The organism is Streptomyces torulosus (assembly GCF_001419765.1).
GTDB classification, from domain to species: domain Bacteria; phylum Actinomycetota; class Actinomycetes; order Streptomycetales; family Streptomycetaceae; genus Streptomyces; species Streptomyces torulosus.
The window spans coordinates 14,833-35,170 of sequence record NZ_LIRK01000021.1; the positions used below are offsets into that span (position 1 = coordinate 14,833).

The window sequence follows — 20,338 nt, forward strand, 5'->3', positions numbered from 1 at the left end:
GGCGGGCCGGAACTCTTGATGCGCTCGATTCTGTCGCCTGTACGCTTGAATCGAGCGAACTAATCCGGCATGGTGCTTGAAACAAGCATCACGCTTGCCGGATTCGTACAGGGGAGAGGTCCGCATGGACGACATCGACCGGGCCATCCTGCGGGAGTTGCAGGTCGACGGCCGGATCCCGTACGCCGATCTGGGCCCCAAGGTGGGGCTGTCGCCCTCGGCCGCGAGGCTCCGGCTCCAGCGGCTCATCGACGCCAAGGCGGTCCAGGTCGTCGGGGTGACCGACCCGATGACCATGGGCCAGCAGGCGATGGCACTGCTGGGCCTGCGCGTCGACGGCGATCCCCGCGCGGTCGCCGACGAACTGTCCCGGCACGACGAGGTCGTGTACACGGTCCTGACGTCGGGCGGCTTCGACCTGTTCGCGGAGGTGGTGTGCCCCGGGCCGCGGGACCTCCTGGACTTCATCAACGACGTCGTACGGCCCGTCGAGGGCGTCGCGGCCGTGGAGAACTTCCCCTACTTCGCGATCCACACCCACCGCTTCCTGTGGCACGTCGACTGAAGGCTCCGCCGACCGAGGCACCCGAGCGTCCGAGCCCTGTCCCGCCCGTACCAGCCGAGGAACCCCGCATGCTGCCCGACGAGCACCGCACGATCGACTTCTTCTCCGAGGACGCCCTCCCCGTGCCCCGCCTGGCGCCGGCCGAGGCCGAGCACATCGCGGCCGCACACCTCGGTGTCACCGCCCGCGCGCAGGCGCTGGGCAGCCAGCAGGACGCCAACTTCCTGATGCACGCCGAGGACGGGACCCCCACGGCGATCCTGAAGATCGCCAACCCCGCGTTCGGCGCGGTGGAGATCGACGCCGCGGACGCGGCCGCCGACCTGATCGCCTCGGCCTGCCCGGACCTGCGGATCGCCACCGTCCTGCGCCGCCCCGACGGCTCCGCGCGGCGCACGACGGTGGACACCGACAGCGGTCCGGCCGTCGCGCGCCTGCTGCGCCACCTGCCCGGCGGCACGCTCTCGGGACCCCGCCACCTGTCTCCCGCCACCGTCGCGGGCATGGGCGCGCTCGCCGGGAAGGTCAGCACCGCCCTGCGCGACTTCCGCCACCCCGGCCTCGACCGCGTGCTGCAGTGGGACCCGCGGCACGCCGATCGCGTCGTCGCCAAGCTCGCCGGGCACATCGCCGAACCCGACCGGCGCACCGCCGTCCTGGCCGCGACCGAGGAGGCCTGGGCCCAGGTCCGCAGGCTCGCCGACGCGCTGCCCTCGCAGGCCGTGCACATGGACCTCACCGACGACAATCTGATCCGCCGTCCCGACAGCCGTCCGCCCCTGCCCGACGGGGTCATCGACTTCGGTGACGTGACCACGAGCTGGGCGGTCGGTGAACTCGCGGTGTCCCTGTCCTCGATGCTCCACCACGACGGCATCGAGCCCCACCATGTGCTGCCGGCCGTCCGTGCCTTCCACGCCGTCCGGCCGCTCTCCGCCGAGGAGGCCGACGCGGTGTGGCCGATCGTGGTGCTGCGCGCCGCCGTCCTGGTGGTCAGCGGACGGCACCAGGCCGTCGTCGACGAGGACAACGCCTACGCCAAGGACGCGCTCGACCATGAATGGCGCATCTTCGAACAGGCCACCAGCCTGCCCCTGCCGGTGATGAGCCGCCTCGTCAGGGACGCGGCCGGCCTCGCCGACACGCCCGCCCGGACCGCGCGCGCCGACGCACCCGTACGCCCTCTCCTGCGGGACCTCGCCGCCGACGACATCACCCTCCTCGACCTGTCCACCGACGCCGATTCCATGGACCACGGGGCCTGGACGGACGCCGGCACCGAGGACCGGCTGACGATCGCCGCCCTCGCGGACGGGGCGGCCGCCGTCGCCATCCCGTACGCCCGTCCGCGCCTCACCCGGACACCGGCGCTGTCGGCGCTGTCCCCGGCCACGGTGCCCACCGGGATCGACCTCCGGCTCGGCCGGGACGCCGTGCTGCAGGCGCCCGCCGAGGGGACGGTCCGCGCCGCGGCGCCGGGCCACGTCGAACTCACCTACGGCACACAGGTGCTGTCGCTGTCCTTCCCGCACGCGGACCGGCCCGTCGTCACCACCGGCGCGACCGTGCGGGCGGGCGAGGACATCGCCCACCTCGGCTCCGGCACCCCGGTCCACATCGCGCTGCGCGACGCCGACAGCCCCGCCGCCCCGCACCTGGTCCGCCCCGAGTACGCCGCCGGCTGGCTCGCGCTCACCGCCGACCCGGCCCCGCTCCTCGGCCTCCCGGCCGACCCCGGCCGTACGGACGAGGAGGACCTGCTCGACCGGCGTGACGCCGTGTTCGCCACCGTGCAGGAGCACTACTACGCCGACCCGCCGCGTATCGAACGGGGTTGGCGCCATCATCTGCTGTCCACCGACGGCCGCGCGTACCTCGACATCGTCAACAACGTCACCCCGCTGGGCCACGCCCACCCCCGCGTCGAGCGGGCGGTGTCCCGGCAGGCGCGCCGGCTCAACACCAACTCGCGCTTCCACTACGCCTCCGTGGTGGAGTTCACCGAGCGCCTCGCGGCGCTCCTGCCCGACCCGCTGGACACGGTGTTCCTCGTCAACTCCGGTTCGGAAGCCGTGGATCTGGGTCTTCGGCTGGCCATCGGGGCCTCCGGCCGGCACGACGTCGTCGCGCTGCGCGAGGCGTACCACGGCTGGACGTACGCCTCCGACGCGGTGTCCACCTCCCTCCAGGACAACCCGAACGCCCTGGCCAGCCGCCCGAGCTGGGTGCACACCGTGGACTCGCCGAACTCCTACCGCGGCCGCCACCGCGGGCCGGACGCCGTGCGCTACGCACCCGAGGCCGTCGCGCTGCTCGACGAACTGGCTGCTTCGGGCCGCCCGGCGGGCGCGTTCATCGGCGAGACCTACTATGGCAACGCCGGGGGAGTCGCCCTGCCCGACGGCTATCTCGCCCAGGTGTACGCGGCGGTACGGCGCCACGGCGGTCTGGCCGTCGCCGACGAGGTCCAGGTCGGATACGGCCGCCTGGGGCACTGGTTCTGGGGCTTCGAGCAGCAGCAGGTCGTGCCCGACATCGTCTGCGTCGCCAAGGCCATGGGCAACGGACACCCCCTCGGCGCCGTCATCACCTCCAAGGCGGTCGCGGACCGCTACCGCGACCAGGGCTACTTCTTCTCCTCCACCGGCGGCAGCCCCGTCTCCAGCGTCGTGGGCCTCACCGTCCTCGACACCCTGCGCGACGAGGACCTCCAGGGCAACGCGGTCCGAGTCGGCGGCCATCTGAAGAACCGGCTGGAGGCGCTGGCCGACCGCTACGACATCATCGGCGCCGTCCACGGCTCGGGCCTCTACCTCGGCCTCGAACTCGTCCGGGACCGCGAGCGTCTGGAACCCGCCACGGAGGAGACCGCCGAACTCTGCGACCGCATGCTCGACCTCGGCGTGGTCGTCCAGCCCACCGGGGACCACCTCAACATCCTCAAGATCAAGCCACCGCTGTGCCTCGACACCGCCGCGGCCGACTTCTTCGCCGACATGCTCGACGTGGCCCTCACCCAACTCGGCCACTCCCGCTGACCCCCACCCGGGGAGAGGACCCGGAGCGACGGCCGGCGCGCGCGGCGCGGACTCCGGAGCGGGCGGCGCGCGGTGATCTCGGCGCCCTCCACCCACGCGCCCCGCGCCGCCCCGCGCCGCGCCGCCCCGCGCCGTGCCGCCCCGCGCCGGCCGTCGCACGATCGAGCAGCGCCTCGAACCGGGCCAGTTCTACGGAGCGGCCCAGCAGCGGAGCTCTGCCACCTCCAACTACCCGTGTCCGCTCCCACAGTTGTCCCCTGACGTGACCCGGCCGGGGTGGGTTGCGCAGGCAACCCCGGAGGGCGCTGGGCCCTCATACCTGTCGAAGCGCCGGGATATTCGCAGAGGAGCGTCCGTTGGCTCGTCAGTTGTCGCGCCGGAAGTTCGTCGTGTACTCGCTCGCGGCGTCCACGCTGACCGTCGCCGCGCCGCTCGGCTGCGACGCGACGACGGCGGAAGGCGCCGAGGTCGCCGATTCCGCCCCCCGTCGGCCGTCCGACGTCCTGGTGACCGGTACCGACGAGGAGATGCTCGTCCTCGAGGTCACCAAGGCCAACAAGGTCGTGGTCCGGCTGCCGCGCGTCGAGGTCGGCCAGGGCGTCACGACCGCCGTCGCCATGATGATCGCCGAGGAACTGGACGCCCGGCTCGCCGATGTCGACATCCCGCTCGCCGACGCCCGCACCAAGGGCAACCAGTTCACCGGCGGTTCCAGCTCGGTGAGTTCGCTGTACGGCCCGGCCCGCGAGCTGGCCGCCCTGGCGCGCGCCAAGCTGGTGACCGCGGCGGCCAGACGCTGGCGGCTTCCCGCGCGGACCTTGAAGACCCGGAACACGAAGGTGGTCGCTCCGGACGGCCGCTCGGCCACCTTCGGGTCACTGACCGCGAGCGCCGCCCGGATCACCCGGCCGGCCGTGTCGAGCCGACCCAAGCCGGCGTCCAAGCACCGGGTGATCGGGAAGGCGACGACCCGGATCGACGCCCGCGACATCGTCACCGGCAAGGCCGTGTACGCCGGTGACCTGACGGTGGCCGGGGCGAAGCCGACCGTCGTGGCCCGGCCGCCGACGCTCGGCGGGAAGGCCGTCTCGGTCGACTCCCGGGCCGCGCGGGCCATGCCGGGCGTCCACGCGGTCGTCGAGATCGCCGGAGGGGTCGCCGTGGTCGCGGACTCCTTCCACCACGCCTTCAAGGCGAGGGACGCCCTGCGGATCACCTGGGCCCCGGGCCCGCTCGCGCCGCTCTCCGACGCCGCGATCCGCTCACGGCTGCGGGCCGCCGTCCCCCGGCTCGGCACCCCGCCGCGCGGCTCCACCCAGACGGAGGCCGAGTTCGAGTTCGCCTTCGTCAGCCACGCCCCGATGGAGGTGCTGACCGCGGTGGCGGACGTCCGCGCGACCCGCGCCGAGATCTGGTTCTCCTCCCAGACGCCGATGTACGCGCGGGACAGCATCGCCTCGGCGGTCGGGCTGCCCGAGTCGAAGGTCAAGGTCCACGTCGTACGCGGCGGCGGCTCCTTCGGCCGGAGACTCAATCACGACGCCGCGATCGAGGCGGCCCTCATCTCGAAGGCGGCCCGCCGACCGGTCAAACTGATGTGGAGCCGCGCCGACGACCTCCAGCACGGCAGGATGCGCCCGGCCAGCCACCACCGGATCCGGGCCAGCCACGCACGGGGCCGGGTGGTGGCGTTCACCCACGCGATGGCCTCGGTGACCGAGGCGTTCGAGGCGCGGGGGCCGTCCGCCCGGGGAACGGCCCAGGGGCCCGGCCAAGGGCCCGCCCAGGGCCGGGTGACCCGGGCCGCCGGACCGCTGCCCAGCGACAGCGGGCTGTACAACTTCGGCCGGGTCTCCGGGGATTCGGGCTCGGTCGAACTGGCGATGCCCCTCGGTGCCTGGCGGTCGGTGGACTCCGGGACGATGCGCACCGCGGAGGAGATCGTCGTCGACGAGGTCGCGAGGAGCCTGGGCAAGGACCCGGTCGCCTTCCGGCGCACCACCCTCAGGAACAAGGCCGTCAAAGCCGTGCTCGACAAGGTCGCGGACGCCGGTGACTGGGGCCGGACCCTGCCCGCCGGCCACGCGCAGGGCGTCGCCGTCCACGAGGAGTACGGCTCCCGCGTGGCGTGCCTCGTCGAGATCGACGCCGCCGACCCGAAGAACCCCCGGGTCACCAAGGTGGTGATGGCGGCCGACGTCGGAACGGCCGTCAACCCGCGCGGACTCGAGGCACAGCTCATGGGCGCGGCGATCGACGGCATCTCCACCGTCCTGCGGGCCGGCCTGCACATCGACCGGGGCGCCGTCCGCGAGAGCAGCTACGCCGACTTCGCGTACGCCCGCCAGCGGCACGCGCCGCTGCGGTTCGAGGCCCACATCATGCCCTCACGGCGGGACCCGGGCGGGGCGGGTGAACTCGGTGTGCCCGCCGCGGCCGGCGCCGTCGCCAACGCCTACGCCCGGGCGACCGGCACCCGGCCCCGCCGTTTCCCCCTCAACTTCTGACCCGACTCCGAGAAGGTGCCGATGCCCTCCTACTCCTTCGTCCTCAACGGGAAACCGGTCACCGTCGAGGCCCCGGCCGACATGCCGCTGCTGTGGGTCCTGCGGGACATGCTGGACGTCACCGGCCCCAAGTACGGCTGCGGCGTCGGCGTCTGCCGCGCCTGTACGAGCCACCTGGACGGCGAGGACATCCAGCCCTGTGTCGTTCCGGTCGCGGACTGCGCGGGCCGTGAGGTCACCACGATCGAGGGGCTGGCCGACGGTGACGAGCTGCACCCCGTGCAGCGGGCATGGCTCCACCGCGACGTCGCGCAGTGCGGCTTCTGCCAGCCGGGCCAGATCATGGCCGCGGTGGCGCTGCTGAAGAAGACGCCCCACCCGACGGACGCGGACATCGACCGCATCGAGAACGTCTGCCGCTGCGGCACGTACTGCAGGATCCGCGAGGCGATCAAGAAGGCCGCGACGCACGGCTGACGGCTCACCCGCGCCGGGGGGCGAAACCGGGTCCGGCGCACGGGCACGGAAGGTGGCGGCCGGGCGGCGGTCCTGTCCGATCGCCGTGGCCGTCTCGCTGGGCATGGCCGTCGGCGTCCTCACCCACGAGGTCCCCGGTGCGCGGCGGAGGCCGGGGCGGGCTGTCGTTGGGACGCAAGCGGAGGCCCCCGCCCACGGAGGCTTCTCCGCAGGTCAGACGCCTGCAATGGTCGCGAAGCCCCGGGTGCTGCTCGGTTCCCTGCCGGGGTCGCGTCGGCCCGGCGGCACACGCGTCGGCGTACCCGGAGACCGGAGGGCAGGGGGCGGGCCGGGGCGCAGGCGATCACGGGGGCTCAGCCCTGGTCGCCGGAACTCTTCTCCAGCTCCTGCGCCGCCTCGACGAGGGCCTGGGCGCCCTCCAGGTCGTCGCCGAAATCCACGGTCAGCGCGCAGTCGGCGCCCGGCTCCCAGAGCATGGCGACCTCGTGCTCCCTGCTCCGGACACCGCTGACGAGGGTCGCCACGTCCTGATCACTGATGTCGTGCAGCCCCAGTCTGACCGTGCAGTCGATCTCCTTGCTCAGCCGCATGGCGCCTCCAGATTGTCGCCCCTGCGGCCAGTCTGCGCCTCACTCGAATGCCGCGCACATGGAGCGGCCCCGTCACCGTTCCTGTGGACTGAGCATGGGTGAGCCCGCTCAGCCGCACGCCCCGAACGGTCTTGGGCGTACTGGTCCCCGGCGTTCCCGACCCCGGGGCGGCGACACGCATCCTGTGCGTGGTCCGGTCCCGGGAGGCCGGCTCCCTGCGCGACCTGGCCTATAGGTACGGCCAGCGGCGACGGGGAGGCCCTGAACCATCCTCTGGTGGAGCAGGGGCCCCGCACGCTGACGCCGTACCCGGTGTCCCAGATCGCACCACCACGTCAGCCCGATCAGCCCAGGACGCCGCAAGCTCACAAGCGGACGATCACACGATCGAGCTAATTCGGTCTCGTGCACACTCTTCGGCAAGCAGCTACCACCCCGCGTCACATGCGTCGCCCTCTCCCGCGCCGCCGGGTCGGGCCCCCGGGGCCCCCGCGCTCAAGGCCCGCTTAAGACCCGCTCGGCAGGCTCGGTCCGGCCACCGGCAGTGGTGGTGGGCCCGGTTCCGGGACGGGGCGCGGGTCCGTAGCGGCGATCTCGTACCACCGAGAGCGCCGCGCGACGGGCGATTCAGTGAATGGAGACACCATGGCCACGGTTGTGAGCACCGCCGTGGGCGAGCGGACCGGACCGCTGGACCGGCTGCGCGCCCTCCACGCCGAAGGACGCCTCGCCGACGCGTACGACGAGGTGCCCGGTCTGCTGTCCGAGCTGGCCGCGGCGGGGGACCCCGCCGGACCGCCCGCCCCGGACCTGGCGCGGGCCGGGCAGCTGCTCTCCCGGCTGGACCGGGAGGAGGTGCTGCGCGAGCACCCCGGCACCGAGACGATCACCGTCGCCGTCACCGGCGGTTCCACGCTGAGCGGGCTCACCGCCCCGCTGACCGCCGAACTCGCCCGGCACGGCCTGCTGGGCAGGCTGAGCGAGGGCGACTACGGCGCATGGCGGCGCGACCTCCACGACACCTCCAGCGACGTGTACGCCGCCGATCTCGCGCTGTGCCTCCTGGACGCCGAGATCGTCTTCGCGGAACTGCCGCACCCCTGGTCGGTGGAGGACGTCCAGCGCGTCCTCTCCGGGAAGCTCGGCCTGATCAGCTCGCTCGCGGAGCGCTACGTCACGCGCGGCGCCGGCACCCTGGTGCTCAACACCGTGCCCCTGCTCCGCACCCAGCTGCGCCGCCTGGTCGACGCCCGCTCCAGGGCCCGACTCGGCGTGATCTGGCGGGAGTTCAACGCGGGGCTGCTCCGGCTCGCCGCCGTGCACGACCGCGTCCACGTCGTGGACCTCGACCCGCTGATCGCTGCCGGCGGCCCCGTCAACGAGCCCCGGCTCGCCGCCTACGCCAAGGTGCAGTTCGGCGAGGAACTCCTCGCCGGCTACGCCCGCGAGGTCGGCCACCTGGCCCGGGTGCTGCGCGGCCGCACCAAGAAGGTGCTGGTCGTCGACCTGGACAACACCCTGTGGGACGGCATCCTCGGCGACGACGGCCCGGACGGCATCGCCGCCGCCACCACCTACCGGGGCGAGGCGTTCGGCCGGTTCCAGAAGGCCGTCGGACAGATCGGCGCCCAGGGCGTACTGCTCGCCGTGTGCAGCAAGAACGACATCGAGCCCGTCCGCGGTGTGCTGCGCGACCACCCCGACATGGCCCTGCGGGAGAGCGACTTCGTCCAGGTCACCGCCAACTGGGAGCCCAAGGACCGGAACCTGCTGGAGATCGCCCAGCGGCTCAACCTCGGGGTGGACAGCTTCGTCTTTGCCGACGACTCCCCGTTCGAGTGCGGGCTGGTGGCCCGCAGCCTGCCCGGTGTCGCCGTGGTCCGCCTCGACGAGGAGCCCGCCCTGCACATCGAACGGCTGCTCGCCGACGGCTGGTTCGACGTGCGGGAGCTGACCGCAGAGGACCGCGCCCGGGCGACCCAGTACCGCACCGAGGTGGCCCGCCAGGACCTCCTGGAGAGCGCCGACTCCATGGAGGAGTACCTCGCCGAACTGGGGGTCGAGGTCTCCTTCTCGCCCGTACGGGACCACGAGATCGCCCGGGTCTCCCAGGTGACGCTGCGCACCAACCAGTTCAACCTCACCACCGAGCGGCTCCAGCAGGCCGACGTACGGGCCCGTCACGAGTCCGCCGACGGGCTGGTGCTGGCCATCCGCTCCGCGGACCGGTTCGGGGACAACGGCCTCGTCGGCGCGGTCCTGGTGAGCGGCGCCGAACCGGCGGGGGAGTGGCACATCGACAACATGCTGCTGAGCTGCCGGGTGTTCGCCCGCGGCATCGAGCAGGCCTGCCTGGCCGCCCTGCTGCACGAGGCCCGGGCCCGAGGAGCGGGCGCCGTGCACGCCCGCTACCGTCCCACGGCCAAGAACCACCGGGTGCGCGACCTGTACCCGTCGATGGGCTTCGCCGAGACGGGTGAGGACGCGGACGGCACCGTGTCGTTCCGGCACGACCTGTCCGAGGAGAACCTGCCGACGCCGCCGGCGCACGTCCGGCTGAGCGCGGACATCGCCCGGCGATCGTCCTGAGGCGGGGTGACATGGCGGCCCCGCCCGGCATGTGGTGGTCTCCGCGCCGCGTCTGGCGGGGCGTCGTCACCTTCTTCGTGGACGGTTTCGGCGCGCTCGCCGTCATCTTCGGCATGGTGCCGCCGGCCTCCGTCGAGCAGGCCAAGCAGTGGTGGCTCGGCGACCCGGACCCCGGGGCGCGGAACGGCGCGCTGCCGCTCGACGAGCCGCCGCCCGCCCATCCCGAGCGCCTGGTCGCCGACGTGCCGCTCTCCCCGCGTGAACGGGAACTGTGGGCGCAGCTGCAGGGGCACGGCCGGGTGGAGGACGGCCCCGGCCGACGGGAGTGACGTCGGCCGCAAGAGGGGCTTTAGAGACGGACCCGACGATCGGCACGACAGGTCGGGCGGACCAGTGGGTCCGGCCGGCCGCCCGGTCCACCCGGTGCGGCCGGCCCGGCCGGTTCAGCCGGTTTCAACGCGATACGAGTCGCTTCGAGGCGAGGGGAAAGACGGTGGCGGAATTCGGTTCATTCGCGGAGCTCGTGCTGACGCGGTCGGACGAACAGAGGGACAAGGACGCGTTCCTGTTCCTCGCGGACGGCGTACGGGGCAAGGAGCCCGAGCGACTGCCGTACCGGAGCCTGGACCGCGCGGCCAAGGACATCGCGTCCTGGCTGCAGGAACGGGGCCTTGCGGGACGACAGGTCCTGCTGCTGTACCCCTCGGGCCTGGACTTCGTGAAGGCGTTCGTGGGCTGCCTCTACGCCGGCGCCGTCGCGGTGCCCGCGCCCCTGCCCTCCGAGCAGGGCCAGCACTTCCGCCGGGTCTCGGGGATCGTCCGCGACGCCCGCGTCGGCGCCGTGCTGACCCTCGCCGAGCACGCCCCGGAGGTGGAGGCGTGGCTGGCGGCCGAGGGCTTCTCCGACGTGGTGTGCCTGCCCACCGACCAGGGGACGGTCGGTGACGTGGACGCCTGGCGCGACCCGCGGCTGAGCCCGGAGCACCTGGCCTTCCTGCAGTACACGTCGGGCTCCACCAGCGCCCCCAAGGGCGTGATGGTCTCGCACGGCAACCTGCTCGCCAACGAGGCGGCCATCGCCCGCTCCACGGGGAACACCCCCGACACGATGATCGGCGGCTGGCTGCCCTTCTACCACGACATGGGGCTGATCGGGCACATCCTCCAGCCGCTGTGGCTGGGCACCACGAGCGTGCTCATCCCCCCGGTGTCGTTCCTGCGCAAGCCCGCCCGCTGGCTCGAACTGGTCAGCGAGTACGGCGTGAACGCGAGCGGCGGCCCCAACTTCGCGTACGACCTGTGCGTCCGCCGGGTCACCGACGCGCAGCTGGAGGGCCTGGACCTGTCGACGTGGCGCACGGCCTGCAACGGCGCCGAACCCGTCCGCGCCGAGACCCTCCAGGCGTTCACCGAGCGCTTCGGACCCCACGGGTTCCGTGCGGAGACCATGTTCCCCTGCTACGGCATGGCCGAGACGACCCTGCTGGTGACCGGCACCCCCAAGACGCGGGGCGCGCTGCTGCGCGAGGTCGACGCGGCCGGCCTGGAGCAGGGCACCCTCGCCGGACCGTTCCTGGGCGCCCCGCGCCGCACCCTGGTCAGCAGCGGGGTCGCGCTGGCCGAGGACTTCGAGGTGCGGATCGTCGACCCCGAGACGCTCGCCGAGCAGCCCGAGGGCCGGGTCGGGGAGATCTGGGTGCGCGGCGCCAGCGTGGCCTCCGGCTACTGGGAGCGGCCCGAGGTCAACGCGGAGATCTTCGGCGCCCGGATCGCCGGCCAGGAGGAGCTGGGCGCCTGGCTGCGCACCGGCGACATGGGCGTCCTGGGCGGCGGCGAGCTGTTCGTGACGGGCCGGCTGAAGGAGATGGTCCTCATCAACGGCCGCAACATCTACCCGTACGACGTGGAGAGCGCGGTCCGCGGCCTCAACCCGGCGATCGGTGCCGGCGCGGTCTTCGCCGTCGACACCGGCGGCCAGGAGCACCTCGTGGTGATCCACGAGATCCGGGCCGCCGCCGCGGGCGACGACCTCAAGAGCATCGCCACCGGCATCCAGCGGCACATCGGCATGGAGTTCGCCGTACCGGCCGGCAACGTGCTGCTGGTCCGCCCCGGCACCGTCCGCAGGACCACCAGCGGCAAGATCCAGCGGACCCTGATGCGCAAGCTGTTCCTCCAGGGCGCCGTCACCGCGCTGCACTCCGTGCTGGACCCGTCGGTGCGCACCCTCGTCGAAAACGCCGCAGCCGCCGTGGGCGCGGCGGGCACCCCGGCCGCCGACCCGGCCATGGCACCGGTGGGCTGAACCATGGACCATCCCCCCTACCGCGTCGCACAGGAACTGGAGTCGCTGCTCGGCGACCCCGACGACCCCGCCACGCCCTTCTCCCACGCCCGCTGCCTGGAACTGGACGAGAACGAGGAGTTCCCGTCCGACATCTGCCGGGTGCTGGAGGGCTGGGGGCTCCAGGAGTTCTACATCCCGGCCGAGTACGGCGGCAGGCTCACCGACTACGAGACCGTCATGCAGGTCATGCGGGTCGTGGCCCGCCGCGATCTGACCGTCGCCGTCGGCCACGGCAAGACGTACCTGGGCGGGGTCTGCGTCTGGATCTCCGGCACCCCCGAGCAGGCCCGCCGGCTCGCCGAGGACATCCGGGCGGGCGTGCCCGTCTCGCTGGCCCTCACCGAGCGCGCCCACGGCAGCGACCTGCTCGCCGGGGACGTGCGGGGCGAGGCCGACGAAGCGGGCGGCTGGCGGATCAGCGGCGAGAAATGGCTGATCAACAACGCCACCCGCGGCAGCCTGCTCTCGGTGCTCACCCGCACCTCCGAGGACGGCGGGCCGCGCGGCTTCACCGTGCTGCTCGTCGACAAGCGCCCGATGACGCAGGGAGAGCACTACCGCTGCGTCGACAAGATCCACACGCATGGCATCCGGGGCGCCGACATCAGCGGCATCGCCTTCGACGGCGCCCCGGTGCCGGCGGACGCGGCGGTCGGCGGGGAGGGCGGTGGCGTCGAGACCGTGCTCAAGGCGCTCCAGCTCACCCGCACCATGTGCGCCTCGCTGTCACTGGGCTCGGCCGACCACGCGCTGAACATCGCCCTGGACTTCGCCGAGCGGCGCGAACTGTTCGGGCGGCGCCTCGTCGACCTGCCGCAGGCACGGCACGTGCTCGCCTCGGCCGCCGCGGACGTGCTCGCCGGGGAGGCGCTCGCCACGGTCGCCGCCCGGTCCGTGCACACCGTCCCCGACGAGCTGAGCGTGGCCGCCGCCGTCACCAAGTACCTGGTGCCCACCGGCACCGAGGGAGTGATCGCCGAGCTGACCCGGCTGCTCGGGGCGCGGGCCTTCCTCAAGGACGTGCACGCCCTCGGGATGTTCCAGAAGGTCGACCGCGACCACCGCATCGTCGGCCTCTTCGACGGCAACACCCTGGTCAACCTCAACTCCCTGGTCAACCAGTTCCGTTCGCTGTCCCGCGGCTGGCTGCGCGGCAGCGGCGACACGGCCGGCGCCGCCCGCGCCTTCGACCTGGCGGAGCCGCTGCCCCCGCTCGCCCCGGAGCGGCTGTCCCTGGTGGCCCGGCGCGGCAGCGGCATCATGGCCACACTGCCGGCTTCGGTGGCGGCGCTGCGCGCCGAGGCCGGCCGGCGGCCCGAACTCAAGGGCGCGCTGGGCGCCGCGGAGCGGCTGCTCGCGGTGACCGGCCGGGTCCACGAGGCGATGGACGCCCACCGCGCCGTGGTCTCCGACGTGCCGCCCGCCGCCTTCGACGTGGCCCGGCAGTACAGCCTGTGCCTGGCCGGCGCCGCCTGCCTCGGCCTGTGGACGCACAACCACCGGGCGGCGCAGACCGGGAGCACCGGGCCGCTGTGGCGGGACGGGGTGTGGCTGTGGCCCGTCCTCGACCGGCTGCTGGGGCGGCTGGGCGAGCCCGACGCGGGCGACCCCGACGCCTACCCCCCGCTGCTGGAGCGGCTGCGCGCCGTACGGGAGGCGGGCGAGCTGTTCTCCCTGTTCCCGTTCGCGCTGCACGGGCCCGCCGACCGGCCAGCCGGGTCACCCGGCGACGCCGCCCCGCTCTCCCACGCATCCGGCGCGACCGGCGGTCCGCCGGCCGCCGCAGCGCACGCACACACCGACACCCGGGCCGCCGTCGGCGGCACCCGGACATCCGAGGGGACGTCATGCTGAGTGATCCCGCGGTCCAGGGGCTGCACGGCGACGCAGCCCCGAACGGCACCGCCCCTGCCACCGACCCTGCCGCCCACCGGGCGCAGGAGGACGCGGTCCGGGCGAGGATCTCCGACCTGGAGAGCCGCTTCGGGGACCCCCAGGACCCCGCCAACCCGCTGGGCGCCGCCGGACTGCTGGCCGCCGACGAGGCGGGTGAACTGCCCGCCGCCGGTGAGCGGCTCCTCGACGACCTGGTCCTCAACGCCGAGTTCGTGCCCACCGACCTCGGTGGGCGCCTCGACCGCCTCGACACGCTCGTCCGCGTGATGCGTCAGGTGTTCCGCCGCGACGTGGCGCTCGGCCTCGGCTACGGCATCACGTCGTTCATGGCCGCCGTCAACGTGTGGACGGCCGGCAGCGAGGAGCAGCGCCGCCGGACGGCGGAGCTGCTGCTCGGCGGCTCCAAGGTCTCCGTCGCCTACCACGAGCTGCCGCACGGCAACGACTTCGTGCGCAACGAGTTCCGCGCCGACCCCGTGCCCGGCGGTTTCCGCCTGGGCGGCCGCAAGGAGGTCATCAACAACGCCGACCGGGCCGACGCCTACGCCCTGTTCAGCCGTACCGACGACAGCCCCGGCAGCCGCAGCCACTCGGTGCTGCTCGTCGAACGGGACCAGCTCGACGCGGAGCGCTTCGCGGTCCTGCCCCGCTACTCCGCGGTCGGCGTGCGCGGCTGCCGGCTGTCCGGGCTGGACTTCACCGACTGCCCGGTGCCCGACAGCACCCTCGTCGGCGCCCGCGGCCAGGGCGTGGAACTGGCGCTGCGCTCCTTCCAGATCACCCGCAGCGCCATCCCCAGCATGGCCGTCGGCGCCCTCGACACCAGCCTGCGCACGGTCGTGCGGTTCGCCCTCGGACGCCAGCTGTACCGGCGTTCGGTGATGGAGATACCGCACGCCTCCGCCACCCTCACCGGCGCCTTCCTCGACCTGCTGATCTGCGACAGCATGGCGACGGTCGGCACCCGGGCGGTGCATCTGCTGCCCGACGAGACCAGCGTGTACGCGGCCGCCGTGAAGTACCTGGTGCCCAAGATGCTCACCGACACCATGTACGACCTGTCGATCGTGCTCGGGGCGCGGTTCTACGTCCGCGAGGGCGAGTTCGGCCTCTTCCAGAAGCACGTCCGCGACCTGCCGGTGCTCAGCCTCGGCCACGCCGGCTCGGCGGCCTGCCAGGCCACGATCATCCCGCAGCTGTCCCGGCTGGCCCGGCGCGCCTGGTTCTCCGGGGACGAGGCCCCGCAGAGCCTGTTCCGCCCCCGCGAGGCACTGCCCGGCATCCCCTTCGACCGGCTCGCCCTCGCCAGCGGCCGGGACAGCCTCAGCGCCTCCCTCGTCGCCGCCGCCGACGACCTGCCCAGCGGTTCCCCCGAGGAACTCGCCGTCCAGGCCCTCGTCATGCGGCTCCTGGACCAGCTGCGCCAGATCCAGGAGGACAGCCTGAACCTGTCCCCGCAGGACCGCACCGCCCTCGCCAGCCCCGCCAGCTTCGCGCTCGCCGACCGCTACGCGGTGTTCCTCGCGGCGGCGTCCGTCCTGGGCGTCTGGCGCGGGGCACAGGGCGGCGACGACCCCTTCCTGGCCGACCCGGCCTGGGTGGCCGCCGCACTGCACCGGCTGGCGCGACGGCTCGGGCAGCGCCCCGCCGACCTGCCGCCCGGCTGCGAGGCCCGGGTGCACGAAGAAGTGCTCCGGCGCTTCCACGAACGCCGCAGCTACGACCTCTACGACACCCCGCTGGCCGGCTGACCGCCGGCCGACCGGACCTGACGCGCCTTCACGAGGAGTTACACCATGTCTGTTCCCGCGACCGACCGCACCGCGAACAACGAGCACACCGCACACACCGTCGAGTCGCTGAGCAGCTGGCTCGCCGACCGGATCGCCCTGTACCTCAAGCGGACGCCGTCCGAGATCTCCCCGACCGTGCCGCTGGCCGAGTACGGGCTGGACTCGGTGGCCGCGCTGAGCCTGTGCGGTGACATCGAGGAGGACTTCGACCTCGTCCTCGAACCCACCGTGGCCTGGGACTACCCGACCGTCGAGGCGCTGGCCGGGCACCTGGTGGAGGAGCTCGGGGAGATGGGGGGAGAGAATCGATGAGGCCCGTCGCCATAGTCGGCATCGACTGCCGATTCCCGGGGGCGCCCGACACGGCCGCCTACTGGGACATGCTGATGCGCTCCGGGGACGGGGTGGACAAGGTGCCCCGGCAGCGTTGGGACGCCCGTGACTTCCACTCCCGCGCCGGTGCCGAAGGACACTCCAACACCACCGAGGGCGGTTTCATCTCCGACCCGGACGCCTTCGACAACGAGTTCTTCACCGTCTCCCCGCGCGAGGCGGCCGCCATGGACCCGCAGCAGCGGCTGCTGCTCCAGTGCGCCTGGCGTGCCGTCGAGGACGCCGGGGTCGCCCCGCAGAAGCTGGCCGGCACCGACACCGGTGTCTTCGTCGGCATCATGGGCAACGAGTGGGCGCACCTGCACATGACCGACTACGCCAAGGTCACCGCCCAGCTCGGCTCCGGCAACGGCTACTGCATGACCGCCAACCGGATCTCGTACCACCTCGACCTCAAGGGCCCCAGCCTCGCGGTCGACACCGCCTGCTCCTCCTCCCTCGTCGCCGTCCACCTGGCGTGCAACGCCCTGCTGGCGGGGGAGTGCGACACCGCCATCGCCGCCGGGGTCAACGTGGCGCTCACCCCGGCGCTCGGCATCTTCTACACCCAGGCCGGACTGTCCGCGCCCGACGGCCGGTGCAAGCCCTTCAGCGCCGACGCCGACGGCATCGGCCGGGGCGAGGGCGTCGGCGCGGTGGTGCTGCGCCGGCTGGAGGACGCGATCGCCGACGGCCAGCCGGTGTACGCGGTGATCCGCGGCACCGCCGTCAACCAGGACGGCCGCAGCAACGGCATCACCGCCCCCAACCGCTGGTCGCAGCAGGAGGTGTTGGCCGCCGCCTACCGCCGCGCCGGCGTCGATCCGTCCGACGTCACCTTCACCGAGGCCCACGGCACCGGCACCGTCCTCGGCGACATGATCGAGATCAAGGCGCTCGGCCATCTGCACTCCGGCCGCTCCGGGCGCCCGCTGGCCCTCGGCTCCGTCAAGGGCAACATCGGGCACACCGAGGGGGCCGCGGGCATCGCGGGCCTCATCAAGGTCGCCCTGTCGCTGCACCACAAGACGGTCCCCGCCAGCCGGTTCGCCGCCAAGGAGAACCCCGCCCTGAAACTCGCCAAGCAGGGCATACGGCTCCTCAAGGCGCCGCTGCGGCTGCGCTCCGGGCCGGCGATCGGCGGCCTGAGCAGCTTCGGCATGGGCGGCACCAACGCCCATGCCGTCCTGGAGTCCGCGCCGCCGTACGCGGCCCGCCCCGAGGAGCGGGACCCGGAGGCCGGGCGCACCGGCGCCTCGGGCCTCGGCGCCGGTGTCTTCACCCTGACCGCGCCCTCCACGGCCGCGCTCCGCCGCAACCTGCTCGTCCAGGCCGACGCCCTGGAACGGCGCCGGGTCCCGGCCGGCCCGCTGTGCTGGAGCAGCAACCGGACCAAGACCGGGCACCGCTACCGCTTCGCGTTGCCCGCCCGGGACACCGGCGAACTCGCCGCGACCCTGCGCGAGGCCGCCGGCGACGACGACCTGCTGGCCCGGCTCGTCGGCAACGCCACGGGCAAGCCCCAGGTGGGACTGCTGTTCACCGGCCAGGGCTCCCAGTACCCGGGCATGACGGCGCGGCTGTATCTGCAGTCGCCGCTGTACCGGCGTTTCCTCAACGAGGCCGACGAGGCGCTCGCCCCGCACCTCGGCGGCTCGGTGCGCGACCTGCTGCTCTCCGGGGACGAGGCCGTGCACCGCACCGGCTGGACCCAGCCCGCCCTGTTCGCCGTCGAGTACGCCCTGGCGGCGAGCCTGACCGAACTCGGGGTGCCGCCGGCGCTGCTGCTCGGCCACAGCGTCGGCGAGTACGCCGCCGCCGTCCTCGCCGAGGTCTTCCCGCTGGAGCAGGCCGCACGGCTGATCGCCGCCCGCGGCGCCCTGATGGAGCGGCTGCCCGAGGGCGGCGGCATGCTCGCCGTACGGGCGCCGCTTTCGGAGCTGACCGAACTCGTCGACGCGGAGCCCCTGGTCGGCGTGGGCGCGGTCAACGGCCCCCGGGCCACCGTCCTCTCCGGGGACCTGGCGGCACTGGAACGCATCGACGAGACGCTCGGACGACGGGGCGTCAGGACCCGGCGCCTGGAGGTCTCCCACGCCTTCCACTCCCCGCTGATGGAACCCATGCTCGACGCGTTCGCCGCGATCGCGGACGAGACGGGCGGCGGCGTTCCCAAGCTCCCGGTGTACTCCACCGTGCGCGGGCGGCTCCTGGAGGCCGAGCCGATGGACGCCAAGTACTGGACCGAGCACATCAGCGCCCCCGTCCTGTTCGGCGACGCGATGAACCGGCTGCTGGAGTCGGGCCCCACCCACCTGGTGGAGGTCGGCCCCCGCCCGGTGCTCAGCGGCATGGCGCGCGCCCTGCGCTCCGAGGCCGGCGCCGGCGTGCACACCGTGGCCCCCGTGTCGGGCGAGGAGGCCGACGGCAGCACCTTCGCCGAGGCGCTGGCCGAACTCTTCCGCAGCGGCCTCGACCCCCGGTGGGACGCCGTCTACCCGCAGGAGGAGCGGCAGCCGCAGCGGCTCGCCCCGTACGCCTTCTCCGACGCCCACCGGTTCTGGACCCGCACCACCGTACGGGCGGCCCCGGCGGACCTCAGCGTCGTCCCCGACCACGCGGACACCGCCTCGGCGCACCCGCGGGACGAGACGGCCGCGCAGGGGCACGGCGCCGTGCTCACCGCGGTACTGCCCTCCGCCGCGGAGGACACGGCGGTGGACCCGGTGACCCGCGCCGTCATCGAGGCCGTCGCGGAGGTCGGCGGCTACGCCACGGACGAGGTCTCGCGGCTGTCGCTGCTCTACGAGGACCTCGGCTTCGACTCGGTGATGATCATGGAGTTGAAGGACCGGCTCCAGGAACGCCTCGAGGGCCTGGAGACGATCAGCGTGCAGGACCTGCTCCCGCGGCTGTCCTCGGTCGGAGACCTCGTCGACTACCTCCAGGACCGCGCCGGCTCGGCCGTCGCCTAGGCGCCCGCCGCCCGCGCGGCGGGGCAGGCCGCGCGCCGCGCGCGGCCGGGCGCTCCCCGCTCCCGTCACGGACTTCAAGGAAGGACCGTTCGCATGCAGTCGGAACACTCACCCCAGCACGGCTCCGCCCCGCCCGGCCCCGTCTCCTACCTCGCCTCGGTCGGCACCGCGCTGCCGGGCGACCCGGTCGACAACGCGGCGTTGGCGAGGACACTCGGCGTCAACGAAGAGTGGATCGACGTGTTCATCGGCACCCGGACCCGGCACTTCGCCCGCGACCTGGAGACCGGCGAGGTCCGCTGGTCGCTCGCCGACCTGTGCGCCCGCGCCGCCGAGCAGGCACTCACCGCCTCCGGACTCGCCCCGCACGAGATCGACTTCGTGGTCATGGGCACCGCGACCCCGGACCACCTCATGCCCGCCACCGTCAACCACGTCGTCGACCAGCTCGGCCTGGACCAGATCCCCACCTACCAGCTCCAGTCCGGCTGCGCCGGCGCCGTCCAGGCCCTGCAGCTGGGCCACACCCTCGTCACCGGCGGCGGCCACAAGGCGGGACTGGTCATCGGCGGTGACGTCTGCAGCAAGCACCTCGACCTCGACCGGGACCTGTCCTCGGCCGCCCCCAGCGACCTCGTCAACTACGTCCTCTTCGGCGACGGGGCGGGCGCCGCCGTGGTCACCTCGACCCCGCGCGGAGAGCGGCTCGCCCTGCGCACCGTCCTCAACCGGTTCACCGGACTCGGCCGGGAACCCGGTCAGGTCATCGAATGGTTCGGGCTCGCCGACCGCCACGAGGACCGGCAGGCCGTCCGGGAGGACTACAAGGCCATCGAGGAGTCCGTCCCCACCATGGCCGTGGAGATCCTCTGGGAACTCCTGGAGGAACTCGACTGGACCCCCGAGGACGTGGACTTCCTGCTGCCGCCGCAGCTGTCCGGCCGGATGACCCGGCGGATCACGGACGGACTCGGACTGCCCGACGCCGTCGAGGTGTCCTGCGTCGCGGACACCGGCAACAACGGCAACGCCCTGCCCTTCCTCCAGCTGGAGGCGCTGCTGGGCAAGATCGGCCAGGGGCAGCGCGCGCTGGCGGTCGCCGTCGAGTCCAGCAAATGGATCAAGTCCGGTTTCGCGCTCGAGAAGATCTGACGTCCGCACACACCCGCCCCTGGGAGGGCCGTACAGA

13 protein-coding genes are annotated in these 20,338 nt (G+C 73.3%); 12 read left to right on the top strand and 1 reads right to left on the bottom strand.

What is annotated here, in order from left to right; all coding sequences use genetic code 11:
* The first annotated feature begins 124 nt into the window (after window positions 1-124).
* From AOK23_RS02245 to AOK23_RS02260, 4 genes are all read left to right on the top strand, one after another.
* Window positions 125-565, top strand: coding sequence for an Lrp/AsnC family transcriptional regulator (locus AOK23_RS02245; protein WP_055522752.1), 441 nt, complete (start codon window positions 125-127; stop codon window positions 563-565).
* Window positions 566-633: 68 nt separating this feature from the next.
* Window positions 634-3,603 (top strand): aminotransferase, encoded by a 2,970-nt coding sequence (locus tag AOK23_RS02250; RefSeq protein ID WP_055711061.1) that lies wholly within the window; start codon window positions 634-636, stop codon window positions 3,601-3,603.
* Between the two features lie 356 nt (window positions 3,604-3,959).
* Window positions 3,960-6,110 carry a xanthine dehydrogenase family protein molybdopterin-binding subunit gene (locus tag AOK23_RS02255; RefSeq protein ID WP_240496217.1) on the top strand — a complete coding sequence of 717 codons (2,151 nt, stop codon included), beginning with the start codon at window positions 3,960-3,962 and terminating at the stop codon, window positions 6,108-6,110.
* Window positions 6,111-6,131: 21 nt separating this feature from the next.
* Window positions 6,132-6,587 carry a (2Fe-2S)-binding protein gene (locus AOK23_RS02260; RefSeq protein WP_055711062.1) on the top strand — a complete coding sequence of 152 codons (456 nt, stop codon included), beginning with the start codon at window positions 6,132-6,134 and terminating at the stop codon, window positions 6,585-6,587.
* Between the two features lie 353 nt (window positions 6,588-6,940).
* Here AOK23_RS02260 and AOK23_RS02265 read toward each other — a convergent pair whose 3' ends face one another.
* The gene (locus AOK23_RS02265; RefSeq protein ID WP_055540278.1) at window positions 6,941-7,177 is read right to left on the bottom strand and encodes a hypothetical protein; all 237 of its coding nucleotides are present in this window, start codon (window positions 7,175-7,177) and stop codon (window positions 6,941-6,943) included.
* Between the two features lie 645 nt (window positions 7,178-7,822).
* Between AOK23_RS02265 and AOK23_RS02270 the strand changes: the two genes are divergently transcribed.
* The 8 genes from AOK23_RS02270 to AOK23_RS02305 all read left to right on the top strand — a co-directional run bounded on the left by AOK23_RS02270 (window position 7,823) and on the right by AOK23_RS02305 (window position 20,301).
* Window positions 7,823-9,766, top strand: a complete 1,944-nt coding sequence (locus tag AOK23_RS02270; RefSeq protein WP_055711063.1) for an HAD-IIIC family phosphatase — start codon at window positions 7,823-7,825, stop codon at window positions 9,764-9,766.
* Between the two features lie 11 nt (window positions 9,767-9,777).
* The gene (locus tag AOK23_RS02275) at window positions 9,778-10,095 is read left to right on the top strand and encodes a DUF6059 family protein (protein ID WP_055711064.1); all 318 of its coding nucleotides are present in this window, start codon (window positions 9,778-9,780) and stop codon (window positions 10,093-10,095) included.
* Window positions 10,096-10,259: 164 nt separating this feature from the next.
* Window positions 10,260-12,071 (top strand): AMP-binding protein, encoded by a 1,812-nt coding sequence (locus AOK23_RS02280; protein WP_055711065.1) that lies wholly within the window; start codon window positions 10,260-10,262, stop codon window positions 12,069-12,071.
* Window positions 12,072-12,074: 3 nt separating this feature from the next.
* A complete protein-coding gene (locus AOK23_RS02285; protein WP_079049234.1) occupies window positions 12,075-13,967 on the top strand; it encodes an acyl-CoA dehydrogenase family protein in 1,893 nt (630 codons plus the stop codon).
* Window positions 13,961-15,760 (top strand): acyl-CoA dehydrogenase family protein, encoded by a 1,800-nt coding sequence (locus AOK23_RS02290; protein WP_055711066.1) that lies wholly within the window; start codon window positions 13,961-13,963, stop codon window positions 15,758-15,760. Before AOK23_RS02285 ends, AOK23_RS02290 begins: the two co-directional genes overlap by 7 nt.
* A 45-nt stretch (window positions 15,761-15,805) precedes the next feature.
* Entirely contained in the window at window positions 15,806-16,114 is a 309-nt protein-coding gene (locus AOK23_RS02295) for an acyl carrier protein (RefSeq protein WP_055511768.1), read from the top strand.
* On the top strand, window positions 16,111-19,149 hold the full coding sequence (locus tag AOK23_RS02300) for a type I polyketide synthase (protein WP_055711067.1): 3,039 nt from the start codon (window positions 16,111-16,113) through the stop codon (window positions 19,147-19,149). Before AOK23_RS02295 ends, AOK23_RS02300 begins: the two co-directional genes overlap by 4 nt.
* Before the next feature lie 93 nt (window positions 19,150-19,242).
* Entirely contained in the window at window positions 19,243-20,301 is a 1,059-nt protein-coding gene (locus AOK23_RS02305; RefSeq protein ID WP_055711068.1) for a 3-oxoacyl-ACP synthase III family protein, read from the top strand.
* The last annotated feature ends 37 nt before the right edge of the window (window positions 20,302-20,338 follow it).